This window comes from Companilactobacillus muriivasis (genome assembly GCF_036246245.1).
GTDB lineage: Bacteria > Bacillota > Bacilli > Lactobacillales > Lactobacillaceae > Companilactobacillus > Companilactobacillus muriivasis.
This window is the reverse complement of the sequence record NZ_BTTQ01000002.1, coordinates 297,195-315,001: the sequence shown is the minus strand read 5'-3', so window position 1 is coordinate 315,001 and position 17,807 is coordinate 297,195. Positions and strand designations below refer to the sequence as shown.

General features: G+C 37.0%; 13 protein-coding genes. 5 read left to right on the top strand and 8 right to left on the bottom strand.

Annotation, left to right across the window (positions count from 1 at the left end; translation table 11 throughout):
* Window positions 1–56: 56 nt before the first annotated feature.
* The 3 genes from AAA923_RS04350 to AAA923_RS04340 all read right to left on the bottom strand — a co-directional run bounded on the left by AAA923_RS04350 (window position 57) and on the right by AAA923_RS04340 (window position 4,069).
* The gene (locus tag AAA923_RS04350; RefSeq protein ID WP_338214858.1) at window positions 57–2,933 is read right to left on the bottom strand and encodes a hypothetical protein; all 2,877 of its coding nucleotides are present in this window, start codon (window positions 2,931–2,933) and stop codon (window positions 57–59) included.
* A gap of 374 nt (window positions 2,934–3,307) precedes the next feature.
* Window positions 3,308–3,757, bottom strand: coding sequence for a low molecular weight protein-tyrosine-phosphatase (locus AAA923_RS04345; protein WP_338214856.1), 450 nt, complete (start codon window positions 3,755–3,757; stop codon window positions 3,308–3,310).
* Window positions 3,758–4,069 carry a helix-turn-helix domain-containing protein gene (locus AAA923_RS04340; RefSeq protein ID WP_338214854.1) on the bottom strand — a complete coding sequence of 104 codons (312 nt, stop codon included), beginning with the start codon at window positions 4,067–4,069 and terminating at the stop codon, window positions 3,758–3,760. It abuts the gene before it with no gap.
* Window positions 4,070–4,285: 216 nt separating this feature from the next.
* On the opposite strand from AAA923_RS04340, the gene AAA923_RS04335 reads away from it, so the two are divergent.
* Window positions 4,286–4,744, top strand: coding sequence for an NUDIX hydrolase (locus tag AAA923_RS04335; RefSeq protein WP_338214852.1), 459 nt, complete (start codon window positions 4,286–4,288; stop codon window positions 4,742–4,744).
* Window positions 4,745–5,527: 783 nt separating this feature from the next.
* Here the strand turns inward: AAA923_RS04335 and AAA923_RS04330 are convergent.
* A complete protein-coding gene (locus AAA923_RS04330) occupies window positions 5,528–6,406 on the bottom strand; it encodes a LysR family transcriptional regulator (protein WP_338214849.1) in 879 nt (292 codons plus the stop codon).
* Between the two features lie 103 nt (window positions 6,407–6,509).
* Here AAA923_RS04330 and AAA923_RS04325 point away from each other — a divergent pair, with 103 nt between their 5' ends.
* A complete protein-coding gene (locus AAA923_RS04325) occupies window positions 6,510–8,132 on the top strand; it encodes a malolactic enzyme (RefSeq protein ID WP_338214848.1) in 1,623 nt (540 codons plus the stop codon).
* Between the two features lie 382 nt (window positions 8,133–8,514).
* Entirely contained in the window at window positions 8,515–9,480 is a 966-nt protein-coding gene (locus tag AAA923_RS04320; protein ID WP_338214846.1) for an AEC family transporter, read from the top strand.
* Between the two features lie 316 nt (window positions 9,481–9,796).
* On the opposite strand, the gene AAA923_RS04315 is transcribed toward AAA923_RS04320, so the two are convergent.
* Complete coding sequence (locus AAA923_RS04315; RefSeq protein ID WP_041501664.1) at window positions 9,797–10,126, bottom strand: hypothetical protein; 330 nt, start codon at window positions 10,124–10,126, stop codon at window positions 9,797–9,799.
* Window positions 10,127–10,187: 61 nt separating this feature from the next.
* A complete protein-coding gene (locus AAA923_RS04310; RefSeq protein WP_338214843.1) occupies window positions 10,188–12,437 on the bottom strand; it encodes an ATP-binding cassette domain-containing protein in 2,250 nt (749 codons plus the stop codon).
* A gap of 349 nt (window positions 12,438–12,786) precedes the next feature.
* Between AAA923_RS04310 and AAA923_RS04305 the strand changes: the two genes are divergently transcribed.
* Entirely contained in the window at window positions 12,787–13,230 is a 444-nt protein-coding gene (locus AAA923_RS04305; protein WP_338214919.1) for an acetyltransferase, read from the top strand.
* 308 nt (window positions 13,231–13,538) lie between these two features.
* On the opposite strand, the gene AAA923_RS04300 is transcribed toward AAA923_RS04305, so the two are convergent.
* Together AAA923_RS04300 and AAA923_RS04295 are read right to left on the bottom strand one after the other, a co-directional pair.
* On the bottom strand, window positions 13,539–14,678 hold the full coding sequence (locus AAA923_RS04300; protein ID WP_338214841.1) for a glycerate kinase family protein: 1,140 nt from the start codon (window positions 14,676–14,678) through the stop codon (window positions 13,539–13,541).
* A 13-nt stretch (window positions 14,679–14,691) separates the two neighbouring features.
* Window positions 14,692–15,975 (bottom strand): GntP family permease, encoded by a 1,284-nt coding sequence (locus tag AAA923_RS04295; protein WP_338214839.1) that lies wholly within the window; start codon window positions 15,973–15,975, stop codon window positions 14,692–14,694.
* A 579-nt stretch (window positions 15,976–16,554) separates the two neighbouring features.
* Between AAA923_RS04295 and AAA923_RS04290 the strand changes: the two genes are divergently transcribed.
* Complete coding sequence (locus AAA923_RS04290) at window positions 16,555–17,610, top strand: CdaR family transcriptional regulator (protein WP_338214837.1); 1,056 nt, start codon at window positions 16,555–16,557, stop codon at window positions 17,608–17,610.
* The last annotated feature ends 197 nt before the right edge of the window (window positions 17,611–17,807 follow it).

Sequence of the window (17,807 nt, the reverse complement as noted above, 5' to 3'; positions counted from 1 at the left end):
AAAATATTTTCCAGCTCTGTAGACGGGATATTTAACTAACCTCACATATTTATTGATTATTGAATCGAATCGACCGTTTGCCAAGTCCAATAACTAACATATTTACCTGGCGAAGTCCCCGTATCACGAGCACGGAAATTAATCTTTAACTTCTTACTAACTTCTTCAGTAAGATCGGTAGTTTGACGCCACTCCTCACTTTTAGGACCACTCGTTTGACCAATTAAAATATTTTTAGTACTGACTGGCTTACCATCCCAATAAACCTTATGTCGCAGTGATTCTTTTGTTGCTGCACGTCTATCAGGATCCATTGTTGACAAACTATCATCCCCATCGTCTTCGTCATCACCATCATATTCATTGCCATCATCTTTATAAAACTTCTTGATAGTTAGGTGAACTCCTAATTGATTTGAACCTTTTTTACGGAAATCCTCCAATAGAACTTTCTCATTATTCAAATTTGGAGGCAATGGATTATTCTTATCCAAATCAAGTGAAACCTGGCCAAAGTCAATTTTTTCCGGAGCAGTCAAATGAGTTCCCCCACCACTATGTTTGAAATAAAAGGTATCCGTATCGGTTGCCCCTTCATCATCAGTAATCTTAAAGACCATGCGGTGCTTCTTGAAATCGTTATAATTCTTAATATCTAAACTACGAATCCGCCAGCCCATCAAATTTCCCAATTCGGGATTGGCAATGTTTTTTTCATAAATGGTCTCTGGACCCCCGTCAACCGTATAAGAGAGCGATTTGACTTCTTTAGTCTTTGAATCTGACCAGAACCCTGTTATATCAAATTTGTCACTGACCGGTATATAAGGATTCCGTTTCGTTCCATATGGTGATGTAACGTCAATTTGTGGTCCTTTTTCGGCAATCGCAGTTTTAATCAACTTGAAATTATGTTCCTGCAGAACAGACTGATTGCCATCACTATCCTCAGCAATTAAAGATATTTTATGGAGTCCTTTTTCCAAATGACTGATATTTACTTTTTTGGAAAAATCATGGAATTTACCGTTACTAGCATCAGTCTTAGATTGCTTTTCATGGAATAAAATATTTTTCTTTATATCATCGGTCTCTTCTTTATTGACGACGTAATAAAGCGTTACATTATCACTATCAAAGTCATACCAATGACCGCTCAGTTCTAATTCATCTGTTCCCAATGGCACAACTTGAGGGTAATGTTCACTACCTAATCTGTCATATTCGACCACTGGATTAAAAGTAGAACCTGGAATATCAGTCATCACACCATATTGCAAATGAACTGTCTGACCAACTTCTAATTCCATTGGATGTGTGCGCATCGTTACGCCGGCATCCCATTGAGAATCATTTTCACCCTTAGTCCCTAGTCTTGTTCCAGCACCTCGTTTAGCACCCTTATCCCCAAGATCTCTTTGATTGCTAAAAGCATTGTTATACCCAGGTGGTGTATATGGAAACTTGTATTGATGTTTCTTTTTATCATAAAATGCACTCCCACTTTTACCAACCTTCCAAGGGTAATAAGTCTCCATTTGTACCCCAATCAGCCCTAGCAATCCTGGATTATACATATAACCTTTAGTTGCCAGATATGAACGACTAGCTGATCTAGCTGCCCAAGCACCCGGACCTTTCGGATGATCCATATAAATATTAGTTCTGATTTCATTATTTGGAGATTGGAAATACATCCCACGATCATTACCCAACGAACGCATTGGAATATAGTTCCCAATCTTTTTACCCGAAGCGTCGGTTAATTCAGCTCCATCTTTATTTAATGAAAGATCATGATTTGAAATACCACTAAAATTATAAAATTTGTATCTCCCAGTATTTTTAAAAGCAATATCAGTTACAACACGGCCAGTTCTAGTAAACGACATCTTAATAAAGGTCGTAATTTCTGGGTTATCTTTCCCATGCTTATCCGAGTAAAAAGCTCGTTGTTTGTAAACTAATCGCTGTTCTTCAAAGCCAGTATTTGGATCAGTCCGATAATACAACACTGGATCTCCCAACATTGCATACGACTTGCCCAGCTTATTTGGCCCTGAGACTCCGGGCCTTTTCCAATCATCAGAATGTGAAACGTAATTGAACAAATTATTGGAAGTATAACTAGTTGGTGATCCATATGGTAAATCTTCTTCAGCATGTAACGCAGTCAATCCATCACGTTTTTGGTTATCGCCATAATGTGTTGTATAAACATGATTTCCGGCAGCTTTAGGACCATCTTCAACTCGACTACCAGGTTCCGCATAAATAATACCCGAATTTGGGGATGTCAAACTGTTTTCTCGTGACTTATGACGTGGAATCCAAGTATCAGAAACTTTAATAATTCCATGTTCAGCATAAATATAATCCCCAAAATAAAATATCGGCTGTGTACTGGAACCATCTTTATGTTCAAGAATAGGACCTTTTGAAAGTCGTAATTTCTCTGTTCGTGTCCAAGTCGACTCTTCCGCCGGATCATCTTCCAAAGGTGCCTCTTGCTCTTCTTTAACGTTAAATTGATAGTTAAACATTTCATTTCTATCTGCATCTAACACTGTCAATGAGAAAGGCCTCTCCTTATCAACGTACATTTTGAAGTCAATTGCATCTGGATTATCTAAAGTTACGCGTAATTCTTTATTATCAGCTTCAGTAGTAACTTTTTCAGCACCAAGATCCTTTTTCAAGGCATCAATATCAATAACCTTTTCTTGGTCGGTTTTTAAAATCAAATCTTTTTTGTCTTCTAAGACATAACTGATGGTTACTTCAGTATTATCTTTATTTTCGATAATTGTTTCTAGACCAGCACTTGTAACTGGTTCATTTTCTGTCGTTTCAGCAATAACTGTGGTAGTAAAACTACTAGAAAATAATAACCAAAGGCAGGCTAAAATTAGAGTTGGTTTCTTACTTCTCATAAAAACTAAACACCTTCCTGTCAAATGATTTTGTTATCTTATCATTCGTGAAAGGGGTTTCTGTTTCAAAAAAATATAGGCATCTTCTTGGAAAATGACGCGGCAAATATTAATCTAACAATGTTTTTCATTAATCATATATTCATTTTTCTTTAATACATCAAAGGTAAATTTTGCTTATTTTCTGTGTATATACCAATTTAAAATTTCAACAAATCCAGCTATACCAAAAAACGTTTTACTTTCGAAGGCTGTTTCAAAAATACTTAAGTAATTTTTCAGTGGGAACACTTTTAAATGTAAACATTTATTTTCATAACGTTCGATTTTTCCTAAACGACACAAAAAAAGCTGATAAATAAATTTATCAACTTCTACATAATTTCTTTCAACCACAGTGGCAACAATTCTAATAATTGGCAATAAGTGCGGTCAAATTTATGATCATACCATGGATCTTGAACTTCAGCATCCTGATTCAAAACTTCATAAGCCAAATGAATTTTGTCTTGATCATCAGCAGGTGCTAATTCTTTCAAATCAATGATATTTTGTCTATCCATACCAACTATTAAATCTGCGTTGTCAAAGTCGGTCGTAGTGATCTGTTTAGCAAAATGTTCAACAACTGGAACATCTTGTCGCCGTAATTCCCGAATCGCCCCTGGATGTGGAGAATTACCGATCTCATAAGTTGAGGTTGCCCGTGATTCGACAGTAATTTTATCCGTCAAACCCGCTTCAGCAACCAACTGTTTCATCATCATTTCCGCCATTGGAGAGCGACAGATGTTTCCTAAACAAACAAAAATGACTTTTTTCAACTAAATCAATCCCAATCTCTTTTTAACTTCTTGTAATTGTGCTTCCAATACTGGGTCTTTACGACTCAAAACGTCAAGTGCACTAACTTCTGTTTTATTAGATGTCTTTGGACTCTCTTGAGTTTTCTTAGCAGTCGTGGCCTTTTTAGAAGTCACGTCTTTCTTAGCGACTGTACCCTTTTGATACTTTCTAACCCATGCAGCTACTTGTTGATATGAGATTTCATACTTTTCACCAGTAGCCTTGTAATTGTTGTCATGCTCAATCGCATATTGTGCAATTTCTTTTTGTTGACTCTCGTTGTAATTCATACTAAAAACTCCTAAATAGCTTATTACCTAAAATTATACCATAGAAAATTACTCTGACATTGCTGTAACACAGTTTTAACGGTTTGTTAAAACATTTTCATCATATACGAAATTAACAAACACATGAGTTATTTAAATATTCCGTCTACAGAGCTGGGAAATATTCACTAGCTGTGGCATAGTTAAGCTAACTTAATCGGAAAGGAATCCTCACCCATGGCAAATTATATTCAAGAAATTCGAAGTCTAGTCGGTCACCGTCCGATAATTTTAAACGCTGCAGGCGCAATTCTAGTTAATAATAAGAATGAAGTTCTTTTAAATCTTCGCACTGACACCCACAATTGGAGCTTACCAGGCGGCTATCTAGAATACGGCGAAACATTTGCCCAAGCCTGTGTCAGAGAATATAAAGAAGACGCTGGACTTGACGTCGAAATTATCGAACCGATTGGAATATTCGACCAAGGCTTTACAACGTATCCCAATGGCGATGAAACTCAAGTTATCTCTAGACTATACTTAGTCAAACAAGTTGGCGGACATGAATTAAGTGAAGCAACCAACGAAACACTTGATCTTAAATATTTCCCATTTGACCAATTGCCTCCACTATTAAATCAACAAACAGCTGATATGTTAACGGCTGGTCAAAAATATTTTGAAAATCATTAATAAATCAGAAGAAATAAGTTCGATAAGATTGGAAAAGTAAAACATTCCAGCTGATCGAACTTATTTTTTTTTTCAATACATTAAAACTAACAGTTAAATTAGCCGGAGGTTGACAGAGATTTCACCAGCTATGAAGGTGGAGTTAGAGCTTTAGCTCTTACTCCACAGGACGACTTTTGAGATTCGCGTACCTTGCGAAGCTCAAAATCGAGGATCGAGACCTTGGCTCGAGCCGGTCCCATAGCGGGCGAAAATCTCTGTCAACCGGAGGCGACAAAACAAAAAAAAGATCCGCACTTTTCAATGCAGATCTCAAAACATTATTATCTTACAAAAAATGGCAGCTCAGGGAGGAACCGCCATTATCGACAATAGTTATTCAACTATTATAATCATGAAATTATCAAGAAAGAGGAAACGTAGGAATTGATTTCCTCTTCACTAAATATGATAGCACATTCGATTTTGAATATATTACTTTATCCAAATTGGACATATTTTTATAAATTTCTTTCGAAAAAAGAAAAAAAGCCAGTCATACCGGCTTTCTAACCCTAAAATGGATATTGCGAACCATGCCCTATCCCTCATTTTTTCATCCATTTCAATATTAAAAAGTGATAATAATGTAATAAAAGCATAATAAAAAGCAATATATTGATGAGATATAATTTCCTATTAAATACAGTTACCACTAATTGTCGCAAACCAATCGAAATTGGCATGTTAATTGTAACGTGAATGGACTATACCTGTACACCACGTTTTATTTATAAAAGAATATTACTTTTTATATATCCCCTTGAAAATGTGCATCAACTTACCCAAAGTTTCATTACCAATCATATTGTGACGGTAAACAAACAGAATATAAAACGATGGTAGTTGCAGATCTGGAATGTCGATTACTTGCAGTCCTGGAACATCTTGAATAGCTGTCTCCGTGATGAAACTGATACCTTTGTTGGCTCGAACTAAGTTCAAAGCGAGTTTGTAATCGTCAGTTTGAAACATCGTCTTCGGCACGACATTATAGTGTTCCGTCAACCTTTGTAGGACCTGACTGTGGACTGATTTTTCATTCAAAGAAATAAAATCTTCCTCAAATAATTCTTCAATTGAATTGATATGTGAAATATCTTTTTCACATGAAGCAATAAATTTGAAGTGATGCTCCTTTAATAACTGATAATCCAAATGATTTTCTTGTGGTAAAACCGTTGTTCCTAATAATGACAAATCAATCTCACCATTGATCAATTTTGCCAACAAATCCTTAGATCCATCAGCGACAGGCTCAATTGCCGTTAAAAGTTTTTCTTTTCGAAGTTCGTCAAATACCTTGGGTATGACGTAACTAGTAATAATTGGTGGCCATCCCATAACAATTTTTTCTCGCTTGATCCGTTCCATATCGACATTGATCAGGTCATTTTCCTGCAAAATTCGGTTGATATGTAGCAATAACTGTTCCCCAGCATATGTCAGTGACAGTGAGTTGGCGTAACTCTTACGCTTAACTAAAGATAAGCCACAGCTGTCCTCTAGGCGCTTCAACGAATAAGTGATAGTTGGTTGACTAACACCAAAGAACGCTGCTGTATCGGAAAAGTTCTTTAACTCTGATAATTTTTTAAAATATTGGTAGTCTTTTAAATTCATTTTCTCACCTATAAATTTTATTTATCAATAATAACATATTTGACTATATTTTTTATAAGGGTATATAGTACAACACGAAAGTTAATTAGGAGGCATTAAATTTATGAAATACACTGGTTTAGATTTATTAAATAATCATTTCTTGAACAAAGGTACTGCCTTTACTAAAGAAGAAAGAAAAGATAACAAAATCGAAGGTTTACTTCCACCATTCGTTCAAACTTTGGACCAACAAGTAGAACAAGCCTACGAAAACTATTCAAACAAAGATACATTTTTAGCTAAGAGAATGTACTTGATGGATTTATTCAACGAAAACGTTACATTGTTCTACAAATTGTTCAGTGAACATGTTAACGAATTTATGCCCGTTGTTTATGACCCAACAATCGCTGACACTATTGAAAACTACAGTCACTTCTTCTTAGACCCACAAAACGCTGCTTACCTATCAATCGATGACCAAGATGATATCGAAGCAACATTGAAGAACGTTTCTGCTGGCCGTGACATCAAGTTGATTGTTGTTACTGACGGTGAAGGTATTCTTGGTATTGGTGACTGGGGTGTCCAAGGTGTTGACATCTCTGTTGGTAAATTAATGGTTTACACAGCTGCTGCTGGTGTTGATCCTAAATCTGTTCTTCCAGTTGTTCTTGATGCTGGTACAAACAGAAAAGAATTACTTGCTGATGACCTATACATGGGTAACCATCACGAACGTGTTACTGGCGACAAGTACTACAACTTCGTTGACAAATTTGTTGAAACTGCTGAAAACTTGTTCCCAGACATGTACTTGCACTTTGAAGACTTTGGTCGTAGCAATGCTGCCAACATCTTGAACAAGTACAAAGACCAAATCTTGACATTTAACGATGATATTCAAGGTACAGGTATTATTACTCTTGCTGGTATCCTTGGTGCTTTGAACATTTCTAAAGAAAAGCTTACTGATCAAGTTTACCTATCATTTGGTGCTGGTACTGCCGGTGCTGGTATCACTAAGAGAATCTTTGACGCTATGGTTGAAGAAGGTCTTTCAGAAGACGAAGCTAGAAAACACTTCTACTTAGTTGACAAGCAAGGTCTATTGTTCGATGACACTGAAGATCTTACACCAGAACAAAAGCCTTTCACAAGACAACGTAGTGAATTCAGCAATGCTGACGAACTAACAAACTTGGAAGCTGTTGTTAAAGCAGTTCACCCTACAATCTTAGTTGGTACATCAACACAACCTGGTACATTTACAGAAGGCGTTATTAAAGAAATGGCCGCTCACACAGAACGTCCAATCATCTTCCCACTATCAAATCCTACAAAATTAGCAGAAGCTAAGGCTGAAGATCTTTTGAAGTGGACTGATGGTAAAGCACTTATCGCTACTGGTATTCCAGTTGAACCTGTTGAATACAACGGTGTTACATATCACATTGGTCAAGCTAACAACGCTTTGGTATATCCAGGTCTTGGTCTTGGTTCAATGGCTGTTAACGCTAAAATCCTATCAGACGGTATGATCAACAAAGCTGCCCACTCATTAGGTGGAATCGTTGACCCTACACAACCTGGTGCTGCTGTTCTTCCTCCAGTTTCAAAACTAGATGAATTCAGTATGACAGTTGCTGTCGGTGTTGCACAACAAGCTATCGACGAAAAACTTACAGATGCCAAAGATGCTAAACAAGCAGTTGCTGACATCAAATGGGAACCTAAATACTAAAAAATACATGTTGTGCTAGTTAAATATGCCGTCTCCAGAGCTGGGAAATATTCTCAAGCTGTGCGGAACGGTCCGAGCCAAAGTACGGTCTCGGACCTCGGTTTGAAGCCTTGACACAGTTCGTCAAGTCTCCAAACACGTCCGGTGGTAAAAGTACGGGAATAATTTCCCGTACTTTTACCACTACCACGGCACACAAATATTTCCCAGCTCTTCCGACTAATTAATCGGTATTAGTTGAGTTTAAAAGTATTTATATAATTCTAAACTATAAAATATTTGTAGTAGCATATCAACCAGCACCATACGTTAATTAATATTTATCAGCTCCGGAAACATCACATTAATAAACATATTTGTCAAATAAAGGGGAATTTTATTCATGGAAGCATTTATTACTTCACTGGAAAGTGTTGCTGAAATCGTTCTAGTTATTGCTCTAGGTTACTGGCTAAGAGGGTCCGGTCGTCTAGGTGATGAATTTAAAGGCAATATTTCCTTCATTATTATGAAGGTAGCTTTGCCTGCATCAATCTTCGTTTCAGTTCTTAAATATTTGAACAGAGACAAACTTGCAAGTTTATCTGGCGGTTTAGTTTTTACTTTTGCCAGTTTTACAATCGGCTATATCGTTGCTTGGATCTTAACTAAAGTCTTCCGCATTCGAAAAGGTCGTCGTGGTACATTCATTAACATGTTCGTTAATGCTAATACAATTTTCATTGGTTTACCTTTAAATATGGCTTTGTTTGGTACTAAGAGTTTACCTTACTTCCTTATTTACTATGTTATGAACACAATTTCAACTTGGGCTATCGGTATCTTCTTTATATCAAGTGATGATCCAACTGTTGAGAAGGGTGCTAAGAAAGACTTTAATTGGAAGAAATTACTTCCTGCTCCACTTGTTGGTTTCTTAGTATCACTTGTCTTCTTGCTACTAGCTATCCCCGTACCTGCATGGATCGATAAGACCCTTGATATGGTCGGTGGTATCGTAACACCTATGTCACTTATCTACATTGGTATCATCTTGGCTGATGCTGGTTTGAAATCAATCAAATTTGACCGCGATACTATCTTAGCTTTGCTTGGTAGATTCGTAGTTGCTCCAGCTATTATGATTAGTATTATCTTGATTGGTGGTTCAATGATGGGTACTGCTCTACCAACTATTGAATCAAACTCATTCATCATCCAATCAGCTGCTCCTGGTTTAGCTGTTTTGCCTATCCTAGTTGATCAATCTCATGGTGATGTTGATTATGCAACTAACTTAGTAACAACTTCAACCGTTCTATTCGTTATCGTTGTTCCTATCCTTATGCAAATCGCTAACTTGATCTAGTTGAATCAAATTCGTTTTACCATTCACACATTCAAAACAAAACTTAGATCCTCCTCAAATACACAAACACACGTATATATTAAAAGGTCGTCAACATTCTGCGGTTGACGACCTTTTGTGCTCTGAAATTAATATTTAAACGCTTAGTGCTAGTTGAATCTACTACAAATATTACATCGTTTAAATATTAATAAACTTGTATACTTTTAGATTCAACCTATAGTCAAAAATAAATAAATAACAGTCATTGGAATGTAAGTTTCCAATAGCTGTTATTTTTTTGAGTATTTTATTTTTGTCATTCTAGCTAATTACACTATTTAGGAGAAATCAACGTAATCAAACGATTTACCAGTGTGATAATACGTTGCGTGTCAGCCTCAATATCTTCCGCAGCACGATTGTTAACCATTGTATGGTTAACTTGTAACAAACCAACTGAATCGGTGTCATCGTTGAATTCTGCAATTGGTAAATCAACTTGATGGTCGTACATTGGTACCTTGCCGTGAGCAACTTTTACAATCTTTGTTCCTTCAGGCATACTCAAAATATAACTCTTGATTCGTTTGAAACTAAAACTATCTTGATAAAAACCATAGATGATACCAAGTTCGTCCATGATAAATTTGATTTCGTTATTCATAAGCCTTTATCACCTCTTAAAAATATCTCTCTAATTAAGTATCACGCAACTAACCCGCCTTTTACAAGCAAAAATTTCTTAAATGTTGTGCTGTAAACGATGTTTCAACCTTCATTAAATCGACTGGATAACCTTGGAAAAGTATCTGTCCACCGTAACGACCGCCACGAGGTCCTAAATCGATAATCCATTGTGCTTGCGATATAATCGATAAATTATGTTCCAAAACAATCAACGTTTTTCCCATGCCTAACAATTTCTCAAATAACTTCAGTAGTTGATTGACGTCAGATTCATGTAACCCCGTACTTGGTTCATCTAAAATCAACAAATCACTCTGCTTAGATTCACCAAGGCTATTGGCAATTTTCAAACGCTGTAATTCACCACCTGATAAAGTATCTAATGACTGTCCTAAATTCAAATAACTCAAATTAGCATCTAATAAATTATTCAGAACTTGATCAACTTGTTTGGTAAACAGTCCAATTGCATCTTGTGCGGTCAATTGTAATACATCAAAAATATTCAAACCATGATATGTCACGTCCAAAGCTTCCATGTTATATCTTTTACCATGACACTTTTCACAAACCTGTTTAACATCACCCATGTAGGCCAAGTCATACTTTATGTAACCTTTCCCATGGCATTCCGAACAAGCGCCTTGACCATTAAAACTAAATAGTGACGCTGGCTTGTGAGATGCTTTGGCAAATTGCTTACGGATTTCGTCAAAAGCTCCCAAATATGTCAAAACATTGGAACGATTGCTTCCTTTAATAGTGCTCTGATCAAAAGTTACTGCCTGCGGATATTTTTGCGTGAATAATTCTCGGATCAAAGTGCTTTTACCCGAACCAGCTACACCAGTGACCACTGTTAAAGCATTTTCCGGAATCTTAATCGTCGCATCCTTAACGTTGTATTTGTGAACATGTTCCAAATGATAAAACTTCTCAAACGGTATTTTATCTTCATTTAAGTAGTGCTTTGTTTGTAAGGCCTGACCAGTGATTGTCTGAGAATTTAATAAATCCTTGTATGTTCCCTCAAAAGTGATTTGACCACCCTTTTTGCCAGCTTTAGGTCCCATCTCAATTACATTGTCAGCAATCTTTATCACATCTGGGTCATGATCAATCAGTAATACTGTATTACCCTGATCGCGTAATTTGGTAAAAATCTTGTTAATACCAATTAAATCCTGCGGATGCAAGCCGACACTTGGTTCATCAAATATATAACAAACATCGCTTAAGGCGCTATTCAAATGCTTTGTCATCTTGATTCGTTGTGATTCACCACCAGACAGCGAGGTTGTCGAACGGCTTAAGGTCAAATAATCCAAACCAACCACTTTTAAACTATTCAGTCGTGTTAAAAGATTCTGTAAAACTAATTCAATCTCTGGATTTCCCTTGATTTGCTTTAAAAAATCTATTAAATCATCAATCGCCATTTCACTACAGTCAGCAATCGACTGACCATTAATTTTGGCAGATCGAATCAAATCATTAACTCGTGTTCCATGGCAACTGGGACAAACCTGTGCTTTGAATACATCATCTAAGGCTTTTTGATAATGAAGACCGCCTTTTTCCATAATCGTCGTCTTGATTCGCTCAACGATACCGACATATTGAGAAGTTTTGGGCCACTTAGACGTCGGATTATCTGGCTGACTCCCTTGGTCAAATAACAGACGCTGCAACTCAGCATCTGAATAATCTCTAATCTTCTTATCATTATCAAAATTACCAGTCTCGGTATAGCGTAGCCAGCGAAAACCACCAGGTTGAAAAGTTGGAAATTGAATTGCTCCTTCATTGAGAGATTTATCAAAATCAAGCAATTTGTGAATATCAGCCTGTTTAGTCACGCCTAATCCTTGGCACGTTTGACACATACCTGTTGGATTATTGAACGAATAAACCATCGAATACCCTACAAAAGGTTTAGCTATACGAGAGAACAGTAGTCGTAAACCAGTATAAATTTCAGTAATAGTTCCAACGGTTGAGCGGGCATTCCCACCAATCTTTTTTTGATTAATGACAATTGAAACTGGCAAGTTCTTAATCGATTCAACCTTGGGAGCTTCAAAGTTTGGTAACATTTGTTGAATAAATGCTGAGTATGTTTCATTCAGCAAGCGTTGAGATTCTGCAGCAATCGTATCAAACACTAACGAAGATTTACCTGACCCTGATAGTCCAGTAAAAACTGTAATTTGATGTTTAGGTATTTTGACTGAAATGTTCTGTAAATTATTATTCTTGGCGCCAATAACTTCAATATAATCGTTCAAATTTCATCCCTCCAAATCATCTGGACAATTAGCATACTTCAATAAAAAATCTAATTCAAACTTATTTTTAGTGCCATTTCCAGAGCTGAGAGTATTCATCTGCTGCGCGGCTCGGTTCGAGCCAAAGAACGGTCTCGAGCCTCGGTTGAAGCCTTACCAAAATCCGGTAAGTCTCCAACACGTCCGGTGGTGTAATTGCTAAAGCAATAACGCCACTTTCGCTGCGGATGAATACTCTCAGCTCTTCCAACTAATTTGTTTTTATTTGATATATAATAAATAAAATTAAATAATTGTAATAAAATGTCAGCCACTACCGCTGGTTATAAATATGGAGGTTTCAAATTTGATGATAATTGTCGTGGCACAACGAAATTCTGAGTTAATCAAACAACTGACAGCAGTTTGGGAAAGTTCCGTCCGTGCGACCCATAAATTTTTGACTGAGGAAGACATTCAGAGCTTTAAGGAATCATTACCGACAGTTCTGACTAAAATTGCTCACCTAATTATCGCAATAGACAGTCAATCGCAACCAATCGCCTTCATGGGTATCAATGAGCCTGAAATTGATATGCTCTTTATTGATGATAAAAACCGTGGTCAAGGTATTGGTAAGGCTCTAATCAACTATGGAATAACTAATTATCAAGCCAATCAAATAACAGTCAATGAGCAGAATCCGCAAGCTAAAGGTTTCTATGAACACATGGGATTTGTGGCATATCAACGACAGTCAATTGATGATCAGGGAAAACCTTTTCCAATATTAAAAATGAGACTAAAAAAATAGAACAATCATCCTACTCAAAAGACAGATGGTTGTTCTATTTTCATATAATTATTTTTAAACATTATCATTATCAGTTTTTAATTAGTGCATCAAATTACCAAATAAGTTTATCTAGCCGGAGGCTGGCAGTAATGTAGACAGCCATGAGAGTGGCGTTAGAACAGCGATTTTCTGTTCTTACACCACTGACGTATTTTGAGATTCGCGGTCTATGCGAAGCTCAAAATCGAGATTCGAGACCGCACTTTGGCTCGAATCGGTCGCATAGCAGGCTACATTACTGCCAGCCTCCGGCGGCATTTAAAAAATTACTTTGTATTTTTGATCAAGCGGCCGATATTCTCAGCAACTTGTTGAAGGTTCTTGTCTGTATTTTGAATGGCAGTAGATAGTTCTTCAACACCTGGAACACAAGTGAAGATGGCATCGATACCTAATGGATATAACTCAGAAATTTTTTCACCAACTGAACCGGCAACCGCAATCACAGTCGCATCAGGATTGACTGCTTTCGTAGCTTTTGCCACGCCAATTGGTGTCTTACCGAATTTAGTTTGGAAATCTATCTGGCCTTCGCCCGTTACGACGACGTCAGCGTCTTTAACTTTATCCTTTAAGTCGGTATAGTCGACTACAATATCAACGCCAGAGCGCATTTCAGAGTTGGTAAAGGCTAATAAACCAGCTCCTAATCCACCCGCAGCACCAGCACCGGCGACTTGTTCAAGATCTTTATTCAAATCTCGTTTTAAAACATGTGCATAATGTGACAAAGCTCCATCAAGAAACTCAACCATTTCAGGACTGGCACCCTTTTGTGGTCCAAAGACATGACTTGCGCCATTTGGTCCGGTTAAAGGATTTGTTACATCAGAAGCAATAATAACTTTAACATCTGCCAGTTCAGGCATCATTTCAGAAACATCAATATGGTCGAGCTTTTCTAACATTGCACCGCCATATTGCAATTCTTCACCCTTGTCATCTAACAAGTGTGCGCCCAAAGCTTGAGCCATGCCAGCACCGCCATCATTTGTGGCTGAACCACCGATACCAATAATGATTGTTTTTGCACCGTTTTGAATAGCGGATTTAATCAATTCACCGGTCCCAAAAGTAGTTGTAATGTAAGGATTTTGAGTAAATTGATTGATAAATTGAATCCCACTTGCTTCGGCCATTTCAATCACAGCAACTTTACCATCATTGATCATCCCATAGTGAGCTTCAGTCTTATTACCAAGCGGATTAACGACTTCCGCAGTCATAATCTGCCCTTGTTTGGCATCAACTAGCGATTGGACTGTCCCCTCGCCACCATCAGCCATTGGTACATTAACGTATTCAGCGTCAGGGTATACTCGTTCAAAACCTTTTCGTAAAGATTGAGCCACTTCCTTGGCTGTCAAAGAATTCTTATATGAATCTGGAGCTAAAACAATTTTCATCTATAGTCCACCTCTAGAACAGATTTCCATACATCAATGTTGCAACAATTGTCATTGAAAGTCCAACTAGCATTTCCCAGAAAACAACACTCATTCTTTCTTTGAAATGCATGTTAACAGCTTTGGCAGTCACGTGGAAATAGTTACCATGTGGCAATTGGTCGATAACAGTGGCTCCGGTATGAACCATCGCTGCCGCACCTGTACCAGAAATTCCGAATGACATGATTGACTTACTAAATGAGTTAGAAGCCAAGATAACACCAGTTGAAGTTGAAGCTGTGGCTGCTGCCATCAAGATTCCGGCAATTGGAGCTAAGAATGTTCCGGAAATACCAGAAATTTGAACGATTTCAACAACCTTTTGAGGCAAGTTAGATACTGAAACTAATCCGGCAATCGCACCCGCACCAATTAAAATTAAAACTACATCGGTCATACGAGCCAAACCTTTTTGCATATATTGCAAGAATTTCTTACTTTGACCCATGGCAATTGTTCCAATCAATCCTGCAATTGGCAAGATATACATAGCATCCAAGTTGAATGATGCCAAGGCTTTGACACCTAAAATATCACCAACTGGTGTAATAAGTAGTAGCACAACGGCAACTAGAGGTGTCACAATAGCTGCTTTTAAACTTGGTAAATCCTTTTGATCCTTTGTTTCAAACTTTTCAGTCGCGGGAACAAATTCACCACGGTTCTTAATCAAACTGGCTAAAACTACTGTCACGATTAAGCCAACAACTGCTGGAATGAAATCAGCAATCATTACTTGTGACAAATCAACGTTAAAGCCTTTGGCAGCCGCAATCGTATTTGGGTTAGGTGAAATAATATTTCCAGCCTTACCACCACCAGATAATGCGACCAACAGTGAAAGTTTACTATAATGCATCTTTTGACCAACTTCCAAAGCAATCGGAGCAACGATTAAAACAGCGACGGGAATAAAAATTCCTACACCTGTCAAAACCATTGTCGAAAGAGCTAAAGCTAAAATAGCTAGTCGATCACTGAAACGATTAACAATGTTAGAAGCAATTACGTTAGCCGCACCAGACTCCATCATTACCCCAGCCAAAACACCAGCGGCAATAACACGGATAATAGTTCCCATAACTCCAGAACTACCTTTAACAATTGTGTCAGTTGTCTGAGCTAATGAAAGTCCCCCAACTAAACAACCGACAATAGCACCAAAAATCAAAGCATAAACAGGATTAACTCGAAATAGAATCAAGCCAATCGCTAATAGCAACCCCAATAAAGCTGCCCACCAAGCAATAACCATACTTATTAATACACCCTTCCTCAATCTAATAACGCGTATTGCCAGTTAAATATGCCGTCTACAGAGCTGGGAAATATTCTCTAGCTGTGCGGAACGGTCCGAGCCAAAATTCGGTCTCGAACCTCGGTTTGAAGCCTTGACACAGTTCGTCAAGTCTCCAAACACGCCCGGTGGTATAAGTACGGGAGAACCTCCCGTACTTATACCACTACCACGGCACACAAATATTTCCCAGCTCTTCCGACTAATTAATCGTTGATAATTGAATGTAAAAGTATTCAAGCACCCATTACTCAGTTATCTTAGACGACAAAATATTCTCAACTTGCATCATGCGTATTTTTTGGTATTGTTAAACTTTTAACAATTAATTAACGAGTGTATAATACAGTGATAAACAATCAAAATCAATGTACAACTGCACAAATGTTGTTGTAATAATAGTTAAAAAATAAAAATATTCCTTGATAAATCAGTGTTTTAAAATATAAAAATATTGTAAAATATTTATATGCACAAGTTTTTCGATAAACGTTTTCATGAAACTTTGAATAATAATGAACAAGGAAGACCATAAAAATGAAATTAGACCCGCAGCTGGCACAATCAATTGTCGACAAAATGATGGAAAGCATTCCCTATAATATCAATATGATGAATGAAAAAGGCTACATTATCGCGAGTGGTGACAAAAATCGCATCAATACCCTTCATATTGGGGCAATTGATACGATTCAGAGTGGTAAAACTAAACCTATGGTTGAGTCATTCGGTAAATTTGGACAACCTGGAGTTAACATTCCAGTTGAATTCAATGGTGAAACAATTGGCGTTATTGGTATTACTGGTGATCCTAAAAAAGTGACCCCACTAGCCTCGCTGTTAAAAATTTCAACTGAGTTACTAATTTCTCAAATTAACAACACGAAAATTGAAGGTCAACGGAAAGAAAGTTTAAATCACTTCCTATATCAGTGGGCCAATGCTGACAACCTGATAAATAATGAAGAATTAAAATTACGAGCACAAACATTAAAAATTGATCTAACTATTCCTCGTTACGCCATTATTGTTGTAACGAAAAATCTCTCTCAATTACAGCTCAATCCGACCGACTTCACTTTTAGCAAAACTCCAGAACAACAGTTGATTATTACTAAAAATGAATCTGACTTATTACGCTATTTGAAATTTTGCCAGGAGAATCATCTCAAGATTGGTATCAGCGAACGTTCTACCGATCTGAAGAATGCCATCAAGCAGGCTCAAGATACTATCAAAGTAAGTAATGAATTAGGCCTAATCGACACATATTATTTCAACCAAATTAGTTTTCTTAATCACTTACTGGAAAGCAATTTACATTCAAGACGTGCTTTAAGTATTTTCAAGAGTTTTCTAAAGACAAAAGCTGGCTTAGAACTGTTAGAAACATTGGATTGTTACTTTAAACATAACGGTAACGTAACGGAGACTTCTAATGCATTGAAAGTCCATCGAAATACTACCAACTATCGTTTAAATAATATTTCGGAATATTTTGGTTTGAGTTTGCATGATTTGCCTGATACATTGCAGCTTTATGTTAATTATTTGTATTTCAAAAAATATTTATATGAACATGAACAGGAGTAATCGGACGTTTCTAGTTGACAGTATATTTTTGATGACTACCAATTAAAGATTTAATATTAAGTCAGTGTCCATACTATTTATATGTAGACAAAATAATCGAAAATTTACGGCAAAATTTACATTTAATTCATTCATAAAAATACTCTCAGCTCTGGAAACGGATCCAAGTTATCAGCTAACAAACATACTAATATTGT